General features: G+C 71.2%; 15 protein-coding genes. 9 read left to right on the plus strand and 6 right to left on the minus strand.

Annotated features, from left to right (window positions below; translation table 11 throughout):
• Positions 1 to 80: 80 nt before the first annotated feature.
• Genes BM362_RS38355 through BM362_RS38365 form a run of 3 tightly spaced genes read left to right on the plus strand, consistent with a single transcriptional unit; the run spans position 81 to position 3255 of the window.
• Positions 81 to 1058 carry an alpha/beta hydrolase gene (locus tag BM362_RS38355; RefSeq protein ID WP_093576490.1) on the plus strand — a complete coding sequence of 326 codons (978 nt, stop codon included), beginning with the start codon at positions 81 to 83 and terminating at the stop codon, positions 1056 to 1058.
• On the plus strand, positions 1055 to 2029 hold the full coding sequence (locus BM362_RS38360; RefSeq protein WP_093576491.1) for an alpha/beta hydrolase fold domain-containing protein: 975 nt from the start codon (positions 1055 to 1057) through the stop codon (positions 2027 to 2029). Before BM362_RS38355 ends, BM362_RS38360 begins: the two co-directional genes overlap by 4 nt.
• Positions 2026 to 3255: a multidrug effflux MFS transporter gene (locus tag BM362_RS38365; RefSeq protein WP_093576556.1), complete on the plus strand. Its 1230-nt coding sequence runs from the start codon at positions 2026 to 2028 to the stop codon at positions 3253 to 3255. Before BM362_RS38360 ends, BM362_RS38365 begins: the two co-directional genes overlap by 4 nt.
• Here BM362_RS38365 and BM362_RS38370 read toward each other — a convergent pair.
• Together BM362_RS38370 and BM362_RS38375 are read right to left on the minus strand one after the other, a co-directional pair.
• On the minus strand, positions 3247 to 3744 hold the full coding sequence (locus BM362_RS38370) for a GNAT family N-acetyltransferase (protein WP_067585474.1): 498 nt from the start codon (positions 3742 to 3744) through the stop codon (positions 3247 to 3249). The two genes, BM362_RS38365 and BM362_RS38370, sit on opposite strands and share 9 nt — an antisense overlap.
• Positions 3741 to 4316: a hypothetical protein gene (locus tag BM362_RS38375; RefSeq protein WP_067585477.1), complete on the minus strand. Its 576-nt coding sequence runs from the start codon at positions 4314 to 4316 to the stop codon at positions 3741 to 3743. Before BM362_RS38375 ends, BM362_RS38370 begins: the two co-directional genes overlap by 4 nt.
• A 193-nt stretch (positions 4317 to 4509) precedes the next feature.
• Between BM362_RS38375 and BM362_RS38380 the strand changes: the two genes are divergently transcribed.
• The 4 genes from BM362_RS38380 to BM362_RS38395 all read left to right on the plus strand — a co-directional run bounded on the left by BM362_RS38380 (position 4510) and on the right by BM362_RS38395 (position 8574).
• Complete coding sequence (locus tag BM362_RS38380) at positions 4510 to 5427, plus strand: AurF N-oxygenase family protein (RefSeq protein WP_067585480.1); 918 nt, start codon at positions 4510 to 4512, stop codon at positions 5425 to 5427.
• Position 5428: 1 nt separating this feature from the next.
• Positions 5429 to 6931 carry an FAD-dependent oxidoreductase gene (locus tag BM362_RS38385; RefSeq protein WP_093576493.1) on the plus strand — a complete coding sequence of 501 codons (1503 nt, stop codon included), beginning with the start codon at positions 5429 to 5431 and terminating at the stop codon, positions 6929 to 6931.
• Positions 6932 to 7067: 136 nt separating this feature from the next.
• Positions 7068 to 7769, plus strand: coding sequence for a GntR family transcriptional regulator (locus tag BM362_RS38390; RefSeq protein ID WP_093576494.1), 702 nt, complete (start codon positions 7068 to 7070; stop codon positions 7767 to 7769).
• Positions 7762 to 8574: an arginase family protein gene (locus BM362_RS38395; RefSeq protein ID WP_093576495.1), complete on the plus strand. Its 813-nt coding sequence runs from the start codon at positions 7762 to 7764 to the stop codon at positions 8572 to 8574. Before BM362_RS38390 ends, BM362_RS38395 begins: the two co-directional genes overlap by 8 nt.
• Positions 8575 to 8809: 235 nt before the next feature.
• Here BM362_RS38395 and BM362_RS38400 read toward each other — a convergent pair whose 3' ends face one another.
• Complete coding sequence (locus BM362_RS38400) at positions 8810 to 9328, minus strand: hypothetical protein (protein ID WP_167545593.1); 519 nt, start codon at positions 9326 to 9328, stop codon at positions 8810 to 8812.
• Between the two features lie 46 nt (positions 9329 to 9374).
• The gene (locus BM362_RS38405; protein ID WP_067585692.1) at positions 9375 to 10151 is read right to left on the minus strand and encodes a lysozyme; all 777 of its coding nucleotides are present in this window, start codon (positions 10149 to 10151) and stop codon (positions 9375 to 9377) included.
• 350 nt (positions 10152 to 10501) lie between these two features.
• Here BM362_RS38405 and BM362_RS38410 point away from each other — a divergent pair, with 350 nt between their 5' ends.
• Positions 10502 to 12262 carry a hypothetical protein gene (locus tag BM362_RS38410; protein WP_425285760.1) on the plus strand — a complete coding sequence of 587 codons (1761 nt, stop codon included), beginning with the start codon at positions 10502 to 10504 and terminating at the stop codon, positions 12260 to 12262.
• A 93-nt stretch (positions 12263 to 12355) separates the two neighbouring features.
• On the opposite strand, the gene BM362_RS38415 is transcribed toward BM362_RS38410, so the two are convergent.
• Entirely contained in the window at positions 12356 to 13198 is an 843-nt protein-coding gene (locus BM362_RS38415) for an oxidoreductase (RefSeq protein WP_093576498.1), read from the minus strand.
• A 97-nt stretch (positions 13199 to 13295) separates the two neighbouring features.
• On the opposite strand from BM362_RS38415, the gene BM362_RS38420 reads away from it, so the two are divergent.
• A complete protein-coding gene (locus BM362_RS38420) occupies positions 13296 to 14192 on the plus strand; it encodes a LysR family transcriptional regulator (protein ID WP_093576499.1) in 897 nt (298 codons plus the stop codon).
• A gap of 19 nt (positions 14193 to 14211) precedes the next feature.
• Here BM362_RS38420 and BM362_RS38425 read toward each other — a convergent pair whose 3' ends face one another.
• Positions 14212 to 19668, minus strand: a complete 5457-nt coding sequence (locus BM362_RS38425) for an RHS repeat-associated core domain-containing protein (RefSeq protein WP_067585505.1) — start codon at positions 19666 to 19668, stop codon at positions 14212 to 14214.
• Positions 19669 to 19827: the final 159 nt, after the last annotated feature.

Consider the following 19827-nt stretch of genomic DNA (forward strand, 5'->3'; position numbering starts at 1 on the left):
GTCAGGGTCCCCCTCACGTACCGCACCTGGCGCCGCCCGCGCCGCCGCAGAACTCGCCCGCCCTGCCCGAGGAGGCTGCCTTGACCTATCCCCCCGTCCCGTTCGACCCGGAGATCGAGCCCGCGCTCGCCGAGATCGTCCCGGCCGACGCGCCGCCGTTCACCCGAGAGACGATCCCCGGCCTGCGCCGCGCGATGGCCGAGATGTTCCCGCCCGCCGCGGAAGCCGTCGGCGACGCTCCGGTGACCGTCGTCGAGCAGCGGATCCCCGGCCCGGACGGCGCGCCGGACCTGGAAATCACCATCCTGTCCCCGCACGAAAGCGACGGCGTGCTTCCCGTCCTCTACAACATCCACGGCGGCGGCATGATGGTCGGCCACCGCAACATGGACGTGGGCCGGTTGCTGGCACTGGTGCTGGATTTGAACGTCGTCGCGGTGAACGTCGAATACCGGCTCGCGCCCGAGCATCCGCACCCCGCGCCGGTCGAGGACTGCTACGCCGGTCTCGTGTGGACAGTCGAGCACGCCGACGAACTCGGCATCGACCCGGCGCGCGTCGTGGTGATGGGCGGCAGCGCGGGCGGCGGTCTCGCCGCGGCAGTCTCGTTGCTCGCCCGCGACCGGAAGGGCCCCGCCATCGCGGGCCAGCTGCTGCTGTGCCCGATGATCGACGACCGCAACACGACCGTCGCGAGCCAGCAGTACCCCGGCCTGGGCACGTGGACGCGGGAATCCAACCTCGCAGGCTGGCAGTCTCTGCTGGGCGACGCGGTCGGCACCGTCGACGTCTCCCCCTACGCCGCCCCGGCCCGCGCGGCCGACCTGTCCGGCCTGCCCCCGGCGTTCATCGAGGTCGGCAGCGCGGAACCGTTCCGCGACGAGGACACCGACTACGCACTGCGCATCTGGGCGACCGGCGGACAGGCCGAACTGCACGTGTGGGCGGGAGCCTTCCACGGATTCGACATGTACGTCCCGGACTGGCCGATCAGCAAGGCCGCCCTCGATACCCGGAACTCCTGGCTGCGCCGGATCTTCGGGAAGGCAGGCCGATGAGCGTCCCTCCGGTGCCCTACGACCCGGAACTGGAGCCCGGCCTCGCCGCGTTCCTCGACCTGGTCGAGCGAATCCCGCTGCGCGCCGACACGATCCTGGCCAACCGCGCGCATTTCGCGACGATCATCCCGTCCGCCGAGCAGATCGCCGGCGACCGCCCGGTCGAACTGACCGAGCACACCGTCCCCGGCCCCGAGGGCGCACCGGACATCGTGCTCACCGTCGCCCGCCCCGCCGCGGGTGCCGCCGGCGCGCCCGCCCTGTACAGCATTCACGGCGGCGGAATGGTGCTGGGCAACCGGTTCTTCGGTCTCGACGGCCTGATCGACGACGTCCTGCTGTTCGGCGCGGTCGGCATCTCGGTGGAATACCGGCTGGCTCCGGAAAACCCGGCCCCCGCCGCCGTCGAGGACTGCTATGCCGGTCTGGTGTGGACAGTCGAGCACGCCGGCGAACTCGGCATCGACCCGGCGCGCATCGTCGTCACCGGCGCCAGCGCGGGCGGCGGCCTGGCCGCGGGCGTCGCCCTGCTGGCCCGGGACCGCAACGGCCCAGCCCTCGCCGGGCAGCTGCTGGCGTGCCCGATGCTCGACGACCGCAACGAGTCCGTGTCGACCCGGCAGTACAACGGAATCGGCGCCTGGGACCGCAACAACAACGACACCGGCTGGGATGCGCTGCTCGGCCCGGCGCGCGGCACCGACGCGGCGTCGCCGTACGCGGTCCCGGCCCGGATGACCGATCTGTCCGGCCTCCCGCCCGCGTACCTGGACGTCGGAGCCGCGGAGATCTTCCGCGACGAGACCACCGAGTACGCCCTGCGGATCTGGGCTACCGGCGGGCAGGCGGAACTGCACGTCTGGGCGGGCGGCTACCACGGTTTCGCCGGTTTCTCCCCCGACGCGGAAGTCTCCCGCTCCGCGGTCGCGACCCGGCTTTCGTGGCTGCGCCGGATCCTGCGCGCCGGATGAAGCGACTCCAGACCGAAGCAGACCTGGTCGAGCCGGTGTTGCCGAACAAACGTCCAGGCGCGCTCCGGATGGCAGTCGTGCTGGGGCTGCTGGAGGTCTTCGGCCCGATCTCCATGGACCTCTACCTGCCAGCACTCCCCCAGCTCGCCGACGACCTCGACGCCGGGCAGAGCCTCGCGCAGGCGACCATGTCTGCCTGCATGCTCGGACTCGCCTTCGGCCAGCTGGTCGTGGGCCCGCTGAGCGACCGGTTCGGCAGGCGGCGTCCGCTGCTGGCCGGGACCGGGCTGTTCGCCGTGCTGTCCGTGGTGTGCGCGTTCGCGCCGTCGATCGAGGTGCTGCTCGCGGCGAGGTTCCTCCAGGGACTGTGCGGCTCGGCCGGAATCGTGCTGTCGCTGGCTGTCGCGCGAGATCTCGCCGAGGGCGTCGAACTGGTGCGCCTGCTGGCCTTGCTGACCACCGTCGGGGCGCTGGCGCCGATCGTCGCTCCGGTGATCGGCGGCCAGCTGGCGGCCGTCATCGGGTGGCGCGGCATCTTCGGCGTCCTGGCCGGGATCGGGGCGGCGCTGCTGATCGTCGCCGCGACCGCGCTGCCGGAGAGCCTGCCACCCGAGGCACGACATCCGCGCCAGGGCGGCGGCGAGTTCCGGATCTTGCTGAAAGACCCGCTGTTCTTGGGTTTCCTGCTGGTGAGCACCTGTGGCGGAGCGGCGTTCTTCACCTACCTGGCGTCGATCAGCTTCGTGCTCCAGGACGGATTCTCGTTGTCGCCGCAGCTGTTCAGCGCGTGTTTCGCGGCGAACGCGGTGATGTCGGTGCTCGGCGCGCAGGTGAACCGCGCGGCGGTACGGCGTGCGGGACCGGTCCGGATGTACGTGCTGGGCACGACGTTCACCGCGGCGGCAGCTGTGGCGATGTCGGGCGCGGTGCTGTTCGGGGCCGGGCTGGCGGCGCTGCTGATTCCGTTGGCGCTGTTGATGTTCGCGGGCGGAACCACACAGGCGAACGGCAACGCGCTCGCCCTCGCCAACCACGGCAAACGAGCCGGAACGGCGGCGGCGCTGCTCGGAACCTCGTCGTTCGCGATCGGGCCGGTCGTCGCGCCGCTGGTGTCGCTGGGCGGGACCACGCCGCTGTCGATGAGCCTGACCATGACTGCGGCGTACGGCGTCGCGACCGTGCTGCTGTGGCTGGCGGTGCTGCCCCGGCTGCGCCGATCAGCCTGACTCGAACACGAGCTGGCCGTCCTCCTCGCCGACCGCCCGGAACCCCGCCTTCTCCAGCACCCGGCAGCTGGCCGCGTTTCCGGGCAGCACATACGCCCGCAGCCCGGGTGCGAGAGCGGGCTCCGGGTGGTCGTCGTGCCACTGCCGGAGCGCCCGCGTCAGCTCCGTCGCCAGACCAGCGCCCCACGCCGCGCGGGCCAGCAGGTAGCCGACTTCCCGGTGCCCGCTGCGATGGGCGAGGCCGAACCCGGCCCGGCCGAGAAATCCCGGCGCGCCTTCGATCCGCCACTTCGACCAGCCTCGCGTCCGGTGCTCGGCGATGAACCGCTCCAGCCGTTCCCGGGTCGCCTCGCGGGTCTGCGGGCCGCTCGTCATGTGCTGCATGACTTCGCGATCGGCGTGCAGTGCGGCGAGATCGTCCAGATCCTCGGGCAGCCAGGTCGTCAGCCGCAGCCGAGACGTGCGGAGGATCTCCTCGCGGCCGGTCACCAGCCGGGGTGGTACGGCGCCGGCCGGGTTTTGCGCAGCAGCCACGCGCCGGTCGCCCGATGCGCTGCCAGCACGAGGGCGGCCACCGGGACGATCAGCCACAGGAACCCGCTCGGGAAGGTCATCTGCAGGGTCGGCGGCGCGCTCCTCCGGACGAAACTGGAGCCGAGGCCGACGATCATGAAGACGACGATGTCCAGCACTGCCAGGCCGCCGCCGGCGAGCACGCAGATCCGGCCCGCCGGGGAGCGCCTGAACAGCCCGATCGCGCCGGCGACGGTCAGTGCCGCGATCGCCAGGTCCACCACGCCGGCGATACCGCTGGAAAGCAGCCTGCCCGAGGACGGATGGCCGACCATCCGGATCACCGCCACGACGAAGCCGATCGTGCCCACCAGTCCGATGACCGAGGCCAGCGTCGCCGCGGCAATGGCAGTAGCCCCGAAGTACGCGGTCGGCGGCGGCTGCGCCGGGAACTGGCCGCTGTGAGCGGGCTGTCCTCCGTAAGCAGGCGGCAGCGGCGAGTACTGCTGCGGCTCCATGCCGGGGTAAGGCTGCGGCGGTTGCGTCACGACGGCGGTTCCTCCGAGGTCAGGAAGACATTCTCGGCTCATCCTGCCAGGTCAGCGGCCCCTCCCCGGCCCGATTGCCCGAACGGACGACACGCGGTTCGCCGGTGCCCCTCGCGATACGGCCAGTTAGGTGTTACCTTAGGTAACAGTGAATCGCGGTAACGCCTAATCAATGTCGCTCAGGGAGGACCGAATGACCAGCGCAGACGTGCAGCGAGCACCGGAAGCGGCCCCGTCCGGCCGGCACGAGACCGCGCAGCGGCTGCTCGACTCCTCCGCGACCCTGTCCTACGACCCGGCCACCGAGGTCGACTGGGAAACCCCGCTGGACAAGGACTTCCACGGGGCCAGCCCGGAGTGGAGCACGCTCTACGGCACGAGCTACTGGGCCGAGATGACCCCGGAGCAGCAGAAGGAGCTGACCCGCCAGGAGGCGGCGTCGGTCGCCAGCACCGGGATCTGGTTCGAGATGATCCTGCAGCAGATGGTGCTGCGCGATTTCTACGCCAAGGACCCGACCGACCCGGCGTTCCAGTGGGCGCTCACCGAGATCGCCGACGAATGCCGCCACTCGATCATGTTCGCCCGCGGCGCGCAGAAGCTCGGCGCTCCCCCGTACCGGCCGCGCAAGCTCGCCGTCGAACTGGGCCGCGTCTTCAAGGCGGTCGCCGGCGGCGAAGCGGCGTACGCGGCGATCCTGGTCGCCGAAGAGGTCCTCGACGTGATGCAGCGCGACTGGATGCGCGACGAGCGCGTGGTCCCGTTCGTGCGCACTATCAACAACATCCACGTCGTCGAAGAGTCGCGGCACATGAAGTTCGCCCGCGAGGAGACGCGCGAGCAGCTGGAGGGCGCGGGAGCGCTGCGCCGCCAGTTCAACGCGCTGGTCATCGCGATCGCGTCGTACTTCATCGTCAGCAGCATGGTCAACCGCGACGTGTACAAGAACGCCGGGCTGGACGCCGAGCGCGCGCTGCGCGAGGCGAAGGCCAACGAGCACCACAAGTCGATGATGCGCTCCAGCTGTGCCGGGCTGATGGAGTTCCTCGGCTCCTGCGGGCTGCTCACGAAGCCGGCGCTGGTGTTCTACAAGCGGGCGAATCTGATCTGACATGGCCTTCGCGATCACCCAGACCTGTTGCAACGACGCGACGTGCGTGTCGGTCTGCCCGGTCAACTGCATCCACCCGACGCCGGACGAGCCGGATTTCGGCACCACCGAGATGCTCTACGTCGACCCGGCGGCCTGCATCGACTGCGGCGCGTGCGCCGACGCGTGCCCGGTCGACGCGATCTTCCCGGTGGACCTGCTGACCGACTCGATGAAGGTCTACGCGGGGATCAACGCGGACTTCTTCGCCGACCGCCCGCCGGTCGCCGCGAACCCGGCGCCGAACTTCCACCGCTGGGGCCCGCCGGCGTTCGACCGGGACATCCCGAGCGACCTCGAGCCCGCGGACGTGGCCGTCGTCGGCACCGGCCCGGCCGGGATGTACGCGGTGGAAGACCTGTTGCTGCACACCAACGCGCGCGTCACGCTGATCGACCGGCTGCCGGTCGCGGGCGGTCTGGTGCGCTTCGGCGTCGCCCCGGACCACCCGGACACCAAGCGGATCGGCGAGGCGTTCTCGCGGTTCCACCACCACCCGCGGCTGAAGCTGAAGCTCGGCGTCGAGGTCGGCCGTCACGTGACGGTGGACGAGCTGGCCGAGCGGCACGACGCGGTGATCTACGCGGTCGGCGCTTCTTCCGCACGCACCCTCGGCCTCTCCGGCGAGGACCTGCCCGGCAGCCTCGCCGCGACGACGGTCGTCGCCTGGTACAACGGCCACCCGGACGTCCCCGCGCACGCGGTCGACCTCTCCGCGGAGCGAGTCGTGCTGATCGGCACCGGCAACGTCGCGCTGGACGTCGCCCGGATCCTCACCGCCGACCCGGACGATCTCGACGGCACGACCATCGCCCCGCACGCGCTGGAACGGTTGCGCTCCAGCAAGGTCCGCGAGGTAGTGCTGCTGGCCCGGCGCGGCCCGGAAGACGCCGCCTACACCTCGCCCGAGCTGATCGCGCTGGCGCAGCGGGCGAATGTGCCGCTCGTCGTCGACACCGAAGACCCGCGCACCGCGGCGGCGATCGACGCGGGCACCGGAAAAGCCGCGCTGCTGAAGGACCTGGCCCGGGAAACGGTCGACTGGACCGCCCCTCCCGCGGACGGTCCCCGCCGGATCGTGTTGCGGTTCCACTCGGCCCCGGCGGAGATCACCGGCGACCGGCAGGTGCGCGGACTGCGCGTCGGCGCGCCTTCCGGACCGGTCGAGATCGCCGCCGGCCAGGTGGTGCGCGCGGTGGGCTACCGCGGCCGCCCGGTGCCCGGGCTCCCCTTCGACGACGCCGCCGGAACGATCCCGAACACCGCGGGCCGGGTCGAGGGCCGGACCGGTGCGTACGTGGTGGGCTGGATCAAGCGCGGCCCGTCGGGCGGGATCGGCGCGAACCGGACGTGCGCGAAGGAAACCGTGGCGACGCTGCTGGCGGACATCACCTCCGGCGAGGTTCCCCTGCGAGGCCGGCGGTCGCCGATCGCCGCGCTGGCGGCTCGGTTCCGGGGTCGCTGAGGCAGTTCATTCCGGAGTCCCGGCCGCGCTTCGCGGCCGGGACTTTTCGCCTGCCCCCAAGTCTTGCCCGATTGTCGGACAATCTGGCAATCTAGTCCACACGGTCAGCTCAAACGAGCGCGGCACTGGAGGACTGATGACGATCGACGGCCTGGGGGCGCGCATCCAGCGGCGCAGCACCGCCGAGCAGGCGGCCGAAGCCGTCCGGCAGGCGATCCTGTCCGTCCGGCTGCCGCCGGGCACTCCGTTGCGCGAGACCGCGCTCGCCGCCGAACTCGGGGTCTCCCGCAGCACCCTCCGCGAGGCCGCGCGGACCCTCGAAAGCGAAGGACTGGTCCGGTATCAGATGAACCGCGGCATCGTCGTCGCGGACGTCACCGGCCCGGACGTCGCCGACATCTACGCCGCCCGCATCTCCGTCGAACTCACCGCCGCCGACGCCCTCACCGAGCACCGCGACCCGGCGATCTACCGGAAGCTGGCCGACCTGGTCGACCGGATCGAACACGCCTTCGACCAGGACGACACCGCCACCGCTCTGGACAGCGACCGCCTCTTCCACGCCACGCTCGTCACCGCCACCGGCAGCCCCCGGCTGCGCCGCTTCCACGCGCAGCTCCAGCAAGAACAACGCCTCGCCCTCGCACTGGCCGAACGCTCCCGCCGCGAGCTCGGCCGCACCACCGACGACCACCGCCGGCTGCTGGACGCCCTGCACGGCAGCCCGAGCGAAGCCAGCGCCGAAATCACCGCACACCTGCGAGCCGGCGCCGCCGAACTGGGACGGCTGCTCGACCTGCTCGCCGACCACGACGAAAGCGAGAAATCTCGTGGCTGACCACCGCCCCGACGGCCCGTGGGACCTGATCGTCACGCCCTGGCATCTCGACCAGCGCCTCCCGGAGTTCCCCGTACCCGCCGCCGCGGCCCAGGTCGTCCCGCCGGTCCTGCCCTCGGCCCCCGTCCCCGTCCGGATGAACCTGCTGCACCAGGCGACAGCCGACGCGGTGGCCCGCGCCGCCAAGCCCCTCGTGCTCTCCGGCGACTGCCCCACCAGCCGCGCCGCCGTGGCCGCGCTGCAGCGACGCCACCGCGACCTCGCCGTGCTGTGGCTCGACGCGCACGGCGACTTCAACACCCCCGCGATCTCCACCAGCGGCTATCTCGGCGGCATGGCACTGGCCATGCTCACCGGCCGCACCGCGGGCCTGTTCGACGACCCGCTCGGCCTGCGTCCGGTCCCCGACACCAGCGTCGTGCTCGCCGGCTCCCGCGACCTCGACCCCGCCGAACACGACGCCCTCGCCGCCAGCCGAGTCCGCCGCGTGCCCGCCGACCCCGCCGCCATCACCACCGCCCTCGACCGGCTCGGCCCGGTCCCCGTCTACCTCCACCTCGACATCGACGTCATCGACAGCGCCGAACTGCCCGGCGCGCGCTTCCCGTCCGGCCCCGGCCCTTCCCTCGCCCGGATCGAAGAATGCCTCGCCGCCGCTTGCGCCGCCGCCGACGTCGCCGGCGCTTACCTCGCCTGCGCCTGGCTGCCCGAGCACGTCAACGACCACAGCACCCGACAGACCATCGCCCGTCTCACCGCCGCACTCGGCGCCAACGTCGCTTGGCACGAAGCCGTCATCAGCTGACCAGCCGAGACCAGCGGGAACCAAGGAACCGATTCGAGGAGCGGTCCTCAGTCCGCGCCTGGCTGCGCCGCGTCGCGACCCAGGCGGCTGGCGGATGTACCGGATGGTCGTCGACGGTCAGCCCGCGGCCGTCGTTAGCCGCACGGAGAGCCGTTCGGCTGCGCGGTCCTCGACGTCCGCCGGCACGGTATCGCGGGCGTGACCGTCTTCGGCGGCCCCGCACTCGTCGAACGCATCAGGGTCGCTCCACCTCCGGCACCCAAAAACTGAGCTCCAGCGTCTTCACGCTCGCCCAGTGCGACATCAGCCGGCCCTGTGCGACCAGCGCCGGGAACGCCACCGCGAGCGCCGGGCTGGAATTGCGCAGCATCAGCCCGGCGGTGCGCAGCCGGGTCGCCTCCAGAGCCGCGTCGGCGTCGTGCAGTCGCAGGGCCGAAAGCAGCAGGAACGAATCCGCCTCGACGAACGCTTGGCCGCGCGCGGACGGGTTCCGGCGCAGGAACTCCTCCCTCGCGTTCCGCTTCCGCCGCCGCGGCAGCCACCGTCCCGCCCGCGCGCCCATCGGGTACGCCAGGTATCCGAGCAGATAGCTCGCCACCACGACCCCGATCACCAGCACCACGCCCGGTCCGCGCGAGACGGCGGCGAGGTCGATCCAGTGCGGCGCTCCGGCGAGGTAGGCCAGGACCGCCAGGTGCAGGGCGCCCGGGATCGCGTAGGTGAAGAGGTCGAAGAGTCCGATCGCGAAAGTCACCCGGTGATCCAGCTGCGACCGGACCCCCGGTACGGCTTTCAGGCGATCACGCCGACGACCCGCCTCCCCTGGCGAGCGCCTCCACGCGGTTCATCGGGCCGTTGTAGTAGTTCTGGTCGCCGGGCAGGCTGCCGGTGCGCGAGAACTGCCAGATGCTCTGCTTGTCCCAGCCCGCCGGGAGTTCGCCGATCTGCGGGGCGTACCGGGCGAGCCACAGCGGGTTGGTGTCGCCGAACCCGCCCGCGTTGCCGGTGCACTGCTTCCACCAGGACGTCGAGGTGTAGATGATCGCGCTGCGGCGTTGTTTCGCCAGGTACCGGTGGGTGAAGTCGGCGATCCACGCGGTCATGTCGGCCTGGCTTTTGCCGTAGCAGGCGTCGCCGTACGGGTTGTACTCGATGTCCAGCGCGCCCGGCAGCGTCTTGCCGTCGCCGCGCCACGCGCCGCCGTGGGCGATGAAGTAGTCGGCTTGCTGAGCGCCGCTGGAGACGTCCGGGCGGGCGAAATGGTAGGCGCCGCGGATCAGGCCGGCGCTGCGCGCGCCGTTGTATTGCTGGTCGAACTGCGGGCTCACGAATCCGGTGCCCTCGGTCGCTTTGACGTAGGCGAACCGGGCGCCCGCGCCGGCGGCCTGGCCCCAGTCGACCGCGCCCTGGTGCCCGCTGACGTCGTGGCCGAGGGTCTGCCCGGTCGCCGGGTCGAGCCGCGGGCTCCCGCTTTGCACGCCCTCGTGCCGCAGAATCTGTGAACCGGCAACGTTCTCGCCGGCCTTCGAGTAGTCCGCGGCGGCGGCCGGTCCGGCAGTGGCGACGCCGCATGCCATCGCCACTGCCGACCCGACGGCGGCCAAGCCGAGCCGCCAGGGGTTGTCCGTTGCTGTCCGGGTCACCGAGACTCCGATCTCCACGGCGGCAGGTCCAGGGCCCATCGTGGGGCACAACGCGGCGCGAGGCTGGCTGCGTCACCCGGACGTGAACAGTTTTCCGATAGCCGGAATCGCCCAGGTGGTCCAGACAACCGTGACCGATTTGTGACCAGCACCGCCGAGCTGGGCGTTTAATTTGTTGTGGCCGACCACAAACTAGTTGGCAAATTCCCTACCGGCGGAGGTGTCCCCACGTGAACCGGACTCATCGACCACCCGGGCGGCCGTCCCGATCCCGCGGACCCGCATTGATCGCGCTGGCCCTGCTCGCCGCGGCCGGGCTCGCCGTGCCCGCCGCCGCGGCCCCAGCGTCCGCGCAGGCGGGCTGCACCGGCCAGTCCGACCAGCCGGACTTCGGGCCGAACGTGCACATTTTCGACCCGGGAATGCCCTCCTCGACGATCCAGGCTCAGCTGGACAAGGACTTCGAGGCGCAGAAGGACACGCAGGCCGCGCAGTTCGGCTCGGGCCGCGTCGCGCACCTGTTCAAACCGGGCTCCTACGCGGTGCACGACAACGTCGGCTTCTACACCTCCGTCGCCGGGCTCGGGCAGAACCCGGACGACGTCCAGATCAACGGCGACATCACCGTGGACGCCTTCAACGAGTCGGACCAGGGTTCCGCCTTGCAGAACTTCTGGCGTTCGGCGGAGAACATGGCCGTCACGCCCTCCAACGGCAGCGACCGGTGGGCGGTGTCGCAGGCCGCGCCGTTCCGCCGGATGGACATCAAGGGCGGACTGCAGCTGTTCCCCGCCAGCTACGGCTACGCGAGCGGCGGCTACGTCGCCGACACCCGCGTGTCCGGGCAGGCCGCGTCCGTCTCGCAGCAGCAGTGGTACACGCGGGATTCGGCGCTGGGCAGCTGGGACGGCGGCGTGTGGAACATGGTCTTCTCCGGGACCACTGGCGCGCCGGCCAATTCGTTCCCGAACCCGCCGGAAACGACGCTCGACTCCACACCGGTGTCGCGCGACGTGCCGTACCTGTACGTGGACGACGGCGGCAACTACCGCGTCTTCCTGCCGTCCCTGCGCACGAACGCTTCCGGGCCGAGCTGGGCGAACGGCGGCACCCCCGGCGATTCCGTCCCGATGAGCCAGTTCCGCGTCGTGAAGCCCGGCGACACCGCGGAGAGCATCAACAGCTCCCTCGACTCCGGCTGCAACCTGTTCTTCACCCCTGGCGCCTACCACCTCGACCAGACGCTGAACGTGACCCGGCCGGGCACGACGGTGCTCGGCATCGGCTATCCGACGCTGATCCCGGACAACGGCGTCGACGCGATGCACGTGTCCGATGTGGACGGTGTGCGGGTGAAGGGCCTGCTGTTCGACGCGGGAACCCAGAATTCGCAGGCGCTGCTGACCGTCGGCGAAAGCGGCAAGCACACGAGCCACGCGGCGAATCCGACGTCGCTGCAGGACGTCTTCTTCCGCGTCGGCGGCGATCTGGCCGGCAAGGCGACCACCAGCCTGGCGGTGAACAGCGACGACACGATCGTCGACCACGTCTGGGCGTGGCGCGCCGACCACGGCAACAGCGGCACCGTCGGCTGGACCACGAACACCGCCGACACCGGCGTGCTCGTCAACGGCGACAACGTGACCGCGACCGGGCTGTTCGTGGAGCATTACCAGAAGTTCCAGGTCGTGTGGAACGGCCAGGACGGGAAGACGATCTTCTTCCAGAACGAAATGCCCTACGACGTCCCGGACCAGGGCTCGTGGAATTCCGCGCCCGGCACCGCCGGGTACGCCGCGTACAAGGTCGGCCCGGACGTGAAGTCGCACGAAGCGTGGGGCTTGGGCAGCTACTGCTTCTTCGACACCAACCCGGCGGTTTCGAGCTACCACGCGTTCGAAGTGCCGGACAACGGCGGGGTGAAGCTGCACAGCCTGCTCACGGTGTCGCTGAACCACCGCGGCACGATCACCCACGTCGTGAACGACACGGGCGACGTGACCCCGGACGGCACCAAACCGGTCAACGTCCCGAACTATCCGTAGCCCGGTCTGGCGCCGGGTCTCCACGTCGGTGAAGGGCTCCTTGAGGGAGCCTGATTCCCTCAAGGAGCCCTTCACCGACCGGGACCCCGCGCCTCAGTCCAGCGCGGTGGCCCGGCTGACCTTCTCCCAGGAGTCGAGATCCTGGGTCAGCGCGGCGATTTTGCCGCGGATCGCGTCCACCGCGTCGCCGCCGAGCGCGAGCCGCAGCGGTGCGTCGGGCGCGTCCACCGCGCGCAGGATCGCCTCCGCTGCCTTCGCCGGATCGCCGGGTTGCGTTCCGTCCATCCCCTCGATCGCGGCGCGGGTGGCCGCGGTCGATTCGGTGTAGGCGTCGATCTTGCCGGAGCGGTGCATCGCCGTGCCGCCGAACGACGTCCGGAACGCGCCCGGCTCCACGATAAGCACCTTGACCCCGAGCGGCGTGACCTCCGCCGCGAGCGCCTCGGACAGGCCCTCCAGGGCGAATTTCGCCGCGCAGTAGGCCCCGAACGCGGGCGGCGCGAGCAGTCCGCCCATCGAGCTCATCTGCACGATCGTGCCGCTCCCCTGTTCCCGCAACAGCGGGACGACGGCCTTGGTCATCGCGACCGCGCCGAAGAACATCACCTCCAGCACCGCGCGCAGGTCGGGCAGCGTCAGTTCCTCCACCGCGCCGACCGTGCCGTGGCCGGCGTTGTTGACCAGCACGTCGATCCGGCCGAACTCGTCCAGCGCGGTCCGCACCGCGGCGTCGATCCGGGCCGGGTCGGTGACGTCCAGCGCGGCGGTGCGCACCCGGTCCCCGCCTGACGCGACGAGGTCGTCGAGCGTCTCCGGTGTGCGGGCGGTCGCGAGGACCCGGTCCCCCGCCGCCAGCGCGGCCCGGGCGAGTTCGCGGCCGAAGCCGCTTGAGCACCCGGTGATCAGCCAGACGCGGCCGTCGGTTTCCTTGGTCATTGAGCAGTCCCTCCAGTGGTTCTTCCGGCTCCGATCGTGGCGCGCGCCTGCCGGGGTCCGCCAACACCGGTTCGCTGGCGGGCTACAGTCTCAGCCTGTGACCCCTGAGCTGCGGCAGCTGCGCTACTTCCTCGCCGTCGCCGAGACAACGAGCTTCACGCGCGCGGCAGCGGCCCTGCACATCGCGCAGCAGTCCCTCTCGCAGCAGATTTCCGTGCTGGAACGCCAGCTCGGCGCGCAGCTCTTCGACCGCGACGCCCGCGGCACCCGGCTCACCCCGGTCGGCGAGCTCTTCCTGCCCGAAGCGCGCGCGGTGCTCGCCCGCGCCGACGCCGCGGTGGCGACGGTCGCTCGCGCGGTCCGCGGCGAGATCGGCACCTTGCGGCTGGCTTTCCTTGCCAGCACCGCGAATTACCTGCTGCCACCGGTGGTGCGCGCGGTGCGGGAACAGCTCCCGGAACTGACCGTCACGACCGCGGAAGTCTCGATCGCGGAGCTCGTCGACGGTGTCCTGGACGGCCGCTTCGACGCTGGCTTCACCCGCCCGCCGCTGGTCGGCGGTCTGGCGACGCACATCCTGCTGACCGAGGAGGTCTGCGCGGTGCTGCCCGCAGGCCATCGGCTGGCCGGCCGTTCGGCGCTGCGCCTGGCCGACCTCGCGGACGAGCCATGGGTGCTGACGCCGCGTGCGTCCTGGGATCCCTGGCACCGCAAGTACGACGCCGATTTCGCCGCGGCCGGGTTCACCCCGGACGTCGTGCAGCGCACCGCGACCGTGCAGGGCTTGCTGGGGCTGGTCGCGGCCGGGGTCGGCGTGACGCGGCTGGCGCGATCAGCGCACAGCCTGCGCCGCACCGGTGTGGTGTTCGTGCCGCTGGAGGGCGAATCCGCGCGCACCGTCGTCGTGTGGCGCGCGGACGGCCCGCGCCCGGCCGCGCTGCTGGACGTGGCGACCCGCCTGGCCGAGACGACGGATCTTTCCGGCGCGGGCTGATCCCGCGCCGGAAAGCGCGTCAGCCCCTGCCCTCGCGACGGTCCAGGTCCAGGGTCCGCATTTGCTGCGCGAGCGCCTTTTCCTCCATTTCCTTCATCTCCGCGCGCTTCTCGGCGGAAATGGGTGTCTCGCCGTCGTATTTGCGCAGCTCCGGCGGGTCGTAATCGCCGTTCTGCCACCGCTGCCACGTCGGGTCGTTCTTGTCCTTCGGGGCTTGGAATCCCCATTTGTCGAGCAGTTCGTCGGCGGTTCCCTGCGGGTATTGGCCGGTCTGACGCTGTTCGTAGGCCAGATGCGCCTCGGCCCGGCCGCCCGCGGTGAGCGGGTCGGTGCGCGCGAAGGACTCCCCGTTCTTGACCATGTCGTCGTACTCCTTGGTGCCCGGAGCGGGGTTGTACGGCATGCCCTTGCCGGTGCCGTACATCTCGTCGACCATGTGCTGGTAGGAGTCCTTGGACCCGCGCAGGTACTTCTGCTCCTCGTCGAAGTCGCTGAGGTCCTTTTTGAGCTTGGCGTCGTTGCCGTTTTCGATTTCGCTGCGGTGCTCAGTGAGGTAGTCGCGGCGTTCCTGTTCGGCCTTCGCGTCCTCGGCCCGCTGTTTGTAAGCGGCGGCCGAATCCTCCCGTTGCTTGTCGGTGTTCTCGATCCGGTGCCGCACTTCGGAACCGTCCGGGTAATGCTCGCCGGGGACCCGTTCGGTTTTGTTCCCGTAGGTGTGGATGCCGTGTTTCGGGTCGTGGAAATCCGGATGGTGAACGTGGTTCGGGTCGTCGCCGTGGTAGACCTTTTCCTGCGGGCTCAGATAGGTGTTGTGCGGCTGGCGGCCCGGCACCTGATAGGTCGGCCGGGTGTACTTGCCGTCCATGTGCGCGTAGCCCATCTGGTTGAGCTGCAGCAGATCCGACGTGTCCTTGCGCTCGTAGGCCCGCCGCTGCGCGTAGGCGTAGCTCAGCTGGTGTTCGTCGTGCGCTTTCCCGCTGGTGAAGCCGGAGGTGTGCATCCGGTTGCCGCTCCCGGTGCCCGGGTGCTTGCGGTGGAAGTCGTGGCTTTCGGTGTAGCTGTAGGCCGCGTGCTCGAGGTCCGTTTCGTCGGAACGCTTCCGCGGCAGGCCGCTGCCGTTGTCCGCGGCGGCCTGGTGGACGCCGACGTGCTCGTGCTGGTTGGTCAGGTGTCCGTCGAACTCGTAGCCGTGGTTCTCTCCGATCCGGGCCGCCTCGGGGTTGCGGTTGCCGTAGGTGCCGGGCGGATTCGACGGTTCGGTGGACGCCTTCTTGGCCGGGGGCGCGTCGGGCGTGGCGTCGTCGTCGCGTTTGCGCTTGTTGCCGGCCTGCTGTTCCTCCATTTCCTTCAGCTTCTTGGGGCACGGCTCGGTCGGCAGCGGGCTGAGGCCGAGCGGATCGATCATGGCGGTCGGGTTGTCCACGTAGGCCATCGAATCCGGGGACGGGCTGAGGCCGAGCGGGTCGTGCGAGAGGTAGCGGCCGGTTTCCGGGTCGTAGTAGCGGTGCATGTTGTAGTGCAGCCCGGTCTCCGGGTCGTAGTACTGGCCGGGGAAGCGCAGCGGGGTGCGCGCGGTTCCGCCTTCGGCCACGACCGCGCCCCACAGCGAGGTGCGCTGGTGCCCGGCGAGCGCGCCGGTGCCGTCGACCAGTTCGGCGGGTGCGCCGACCAGGTCGGTGACGATGGCGTGGAAGCGTTCGTCGACGCGTTCGCCGAGCTTCCGCTCGGTCTGCGCGAGCACCCGGTCGGAGTCGGGCAGCCAATCCCACACCGTCGCGACCTGCGGGCGGCCGGGGGCGCTGTGCACCTGCTCGGCGGGCCGGTAGTGGTCCCAGGCGAATTCGATCTGCTCGGCCACCGCGCCCGCCGGATCGAGCCGCTGCTTGGCGACGCGCCTGCCGAGCGCGTCGTAACGGTAGCGCCAGACCGTGCCGTCCGGGGTGCGCACGCCGGTCAGCCTGCTCGCCGAGTTCCACTGGTATTCCCACCGCTGCCCGCGGCGTTCCCGCGTCACGACGCGGCCCTCGGCGTCGTGGGTGTAGCGGGTCTCGCCCGCGGACTCGATCAGGGTGCCGCGGTAGGTCCGGGCTCCCGCCGCGGCCGGGTCGCCCGGCCAGCCCGCTTCGGTGATCGCGCCTGCCGCGTCGTAGCCGTAGTTCTCCCGCCAGTCCGGGCCGTTGACCGCGCTGACCCGGCCGCCGGAGCTGACCTCGAACGCGCGCGGCCCGGCGAGCAGATCGCCGGTCGCGTACAGGTTGCCGTCCGGCAGGTAGCGGTAGTCGCGCTGCTGCACGGTGGCCGCGCCGCGCAGCACGGTCTGCCCGCGCAGCCTTCCGGTCGAGGTCCAGTCCTGCCGCAGCTCCGCCACCGGCGCGGTCCCGGCGAAGAGCCGGCGCGCCGTTTCCTGCCCGGCGGCGTCGTATTCGAACCGCAGGGTGCGGCCCGCGGTGGTGATCGCGGTCGGGCGGTCCGCGGAGTCGTAGCCGAACGACGACTGCGCGCCGGTGGGCGTGCGGCGGCCGGTCCGCCTGCCGAGCGCGTCGAACTCCGACCGCACGACGCGGCCGTTGATCGACTCGGACACCAGCTGCCCGAGCGGGTCGTACTCGAACCGGACCTCGGTCTCGCCGTTGCGCGCCAGCACCATCCGGCCGTCGTGGTCGTAGGCGAATTCGGCGACGTCGTCGGCGGCGGTGCGCCGCACCAGCCGCCCGAGCGCGTCGTATTCGATGTCGATCGCCTGCCCCGCCGCGTTGACCCGGCGCACGAGCCGTCCCGCCGCGTCGTAGCCGTAGCGCAGGACCCGGCCGTTGTAGTCGGTTTCCGCGACGACCCGGCCCGCGTGGTCGTACTCGTAGCGCCAGACCAGGCCGCGTTCGTTCGTCACTGTCGTCAGCCGCAGTTCGGTGTCGTAGCCGAACCGCCGGACGCCGCCGTCCGGGTCCTGCGCGGACAGCGGCAGGCCGAACGCGCCGTACTCGACGCGGTGCACGCCGCCGCGCGGGTCGACCGACTCCTCGACGTTGCCCGCCGCTTTGAAGCCGAACTTGCTGACCGTGCCGTCGGTGTTGCGCTGCTGGACCAGGTTGCCCGCCGCGTCGCGCACCCGTTCCACGGACGCGCCGGTCGGGCCGGTGATCGAGGTGATGGCGCCGAGCGCGTCGTAGGAGTAGCGAGTGACCGCGCCGTCGGGGGCGGTGATCTTCGTGGGCAGGCCCGCCGCGTCGGATTCGAACCGGGTGACGCCGCCGAGCGCGTCGGTCCGCGTCGCCACCGCGCCGGTGTCCGGGTCGTAGGCGTAGGCGGTGACCCCGCCCGCCGGATCGGTTTCCTTGACCAGGCTGCCTTGTTCGTCGTACTCGTAGCGCCAGACCTCGCCCGCGGGGCCGGTGGCGGAGACCGGCAGGCCCCGCTCGTCGTACTCGTTGACCAGCCGGGAGCCGTCCGGGCGGATTACCGCGACGACGTTGCCGAGCGCGTCGAATTCCCAGCGGGTGGCGTTGCCGAGCGCGTCGGTCCTGGCGGTGACCCGGCCGAACTCGTCGTACTCGGTGGTCGAGGTGTTGCCGAGCGGGTCGGTCTCGGCGACGACCTTGAGCTGCTCGTCGAGCTGGTAGCGGGTGACCGCGCCGAGCGAGTCGGTGACCGTGGTGACCAGGTTCTCGCGGTCGTAGGACAGCTCGGTGTCGAGGTATCCGCCGTCGCCCCGCGCGCGCACGCACCGGCCGTCGCTGTCGTACTGGTAGCGGTACCAGCGGCCGTTGACGTCGTCCCAGCGCACCATCCGGCCGTCGGCGTCGTAGCGGAACTGGTGCGAGGTGCCGACCGCGTCGACGACCTCGGCCAGCCGCCGGGCGGAGTCGTAGCGGTACTCCCGGACCGCCACCGGCGCGTCCGGCACGCGCAGCGCGGTGACCAGGCCGTCCGCCGATTCGATCGTCACGCGGTAGCCGCCGGAGTGCTCCATGGCGACCGGCACGCCGTCCTCGTAGCGGAAGTCGATCCGGTTGCCCGAGCTGTCGACCAGCGCGTGCAGCCGCAGGACGCGGTCGCCGGGGTCGCCGGTGAAGTGGCGGATGACGCTGCTCTGCGGGTCGCCGACGATGAACCCGGTGGTGACCCGGCGCAGTGCGAGGTAGGGCCCGTCGTCGGTGGCGACGGCCTCGATGCCTCGCGGGAACGGGAAGCGCACGAGCACGCCGTTCGGGGCGGCGTAGTGCAGGCCCTCGTCGCCGATCTCCAGGCGTTCGTCCAGCGTCGAGGACCAGGTGGGGCCGAAGAATCCGCCGGAGCGGTAGGTCGAGCGGTGGGTGCGTTCCACCGTCAGCGGCAGCACGCCGGGCAGGTTCAGGTCTTCCTGGACCAGGTACACCGCGCCGGTGGCGACGTCGATCGGGTCGCCGCAGCCCTTGATCTCGTGGGGATCCGTGTGGTGTTCGGCCGCGTTCTCGCTCGGGTTGCCCCTCGGCTGCTGCGTCGAGGAGGTATGCACCTCGTTGCCGCCGGACTCGTGCGGCCCGGTGCCGCCTTGGCCGCCTTCGTGCCCGCCGCCCTGGTTGCCCTCCGCGTTGCTGGAGTGGGTGTTTCCGGTGTTGCCTTGGTGTCCTCCGCCGCCTTCGGCTCCAGAGGTGTGCGTGCCCTCGCCGCCGCCGGGGTGGGACCGGGTGCCGCCGCCCTCGGCTTTGACGTTGATGTCCTTGGGCTTCGGCGACGGGGCGCCTTTGCCGCCCTTGAGGCCCTTCAGCGCCTTGCCCGCGTCCTCGAACAGCGTCCCGGCCTTCTTCAGCAGCGGGATGAGCGCCTTGAGGGCCTTGACCAGCTTGGTGGTGATCTCGGTGATCCGGGACGCGGTCTTCGCGACGGCCGCGGCGACCTGCGGGCCGACCCAGGCCATCCCGATCCCCGCGGTGAGCAGCACCTGCAGCGCCCACGAGATCAGGTGCCCGACGAGGTCGGCGATGGTGTCGCGCACCAGCGACCGCACTGCCGCGACCACCTCGCCCGCGGTCTTGACCCCGCTGGCCGCGCCCTCGGAGCCCTTCTGGGCGCTGGCGATCAGGGCGGAGGTGTCCTCGGCCTTCTTGCGGTAGCTGTCGGCGGCCTCGCCCTCCCAGCTCTGGAGGTCTTTCTTGACCAGCTCGCCGAGCTCGCCGGACACGCCTTCGAGTTCCTTGGCGACGTTGGTCCAGGTCTGCGCCTGGGAGCTGATCTGGTCGGCGTTGCCGGTGAGCGCGTCGAGAGCGTCCTTGAGCGGGCCGACGTGCTCCATCAGCCAGCCGACCCCGGCCGCGAAGATCGCGCCGAACGGGTCCATCACCGCGGTGAGCACGTCGATCGCGGTGCCGACGGCCCCGATCGCGACCGCGGCCCAGTTCTTGCTCTCGATCGCCTCCTTGAGCCCGGTGGCGTCCTCCAGCAACGGGACCCCGGCCACCGCCGAGGTCTCCTTCACCGGCGCGACCAATGGATTGCTCACGTTTGTTCCCCCTGCCCGTAGCTGCGGTGATCACGGTACCTACCGCGCTCCGGGACGGCACGCGGCACGCGGGAGCCTGGCCAGGAGGGCAACTCTGGTAGTCCGGAGAGGCAGCGGGGCGGCCGCGTGCCCGGCCGGGCACGCATTTCCGCACGTCCG

Source organism: Amycolatopsis rubida (assembly GCF_900115345.1).
Classification (GTDB): Bacteria; Actinomycetota; Actinomycetes; order Mycobacteriales; family Pseudonocardiaceae; genus Amycolatopsis; species Amycolatopsis rubida.

What these genes read in the sequence shown, in the direction of transcription:
- BM362_RS38365 (WP_093576556.1), top strand. Translation starts at nt 2,026, where the DNA reads ATGAAGCGACTCCAGACCGAAGCAGACCTGGTCGAGCCGGTGTTGCCG.
- BM362_RS38390 (WP_093576494.1), top strand. Translation starts at nt 7,068, where the DNA reads ATGACGATCGACGGCCTGGGGGCGCGCATCCAGCGGCGCAGCACCGCC.
- BM362_RS38360 (WP_093576491.1), top strand. Translation starts at nt 1,055, where the DNA reads ATGAGCGTCCCTCCGGTGCCCTACGACCCGGAACTGGAGCCCGGCCTC.
- BM362_RS38405 (WP_067585692.1), bottom strand. Translation starts at nt 10,151, where the DNA reads ATGGCATGCGGCGTCGCCACTGCCGGACCGGCCGCCGCCGCGGACTAC.
- BM362_RS38380 (WP_067585480.1), top strand. Translation starts at nt 4,510, where the DNA reads ATGACCAGCGCAGACGTGCAGCGAGCACCGGAAGCGGCCCCGTCCGGC.
- BM362_RS38385 (WP_093576493.1), top strand. Translation starts at nt 5,429, where the DNA reads ATGGCCTTCGCGATCACCCAGACCTGTTGCAACGACGCGACGTGCGTG.
- BM362_RS38415 (WP_093576498.1), bottom strand. Translation starts at nt 13,198, where the DNA reads ATGACCAAGGAAACCGACGGCCGCGTCTGGCTGATCACCGGGTGCTCA.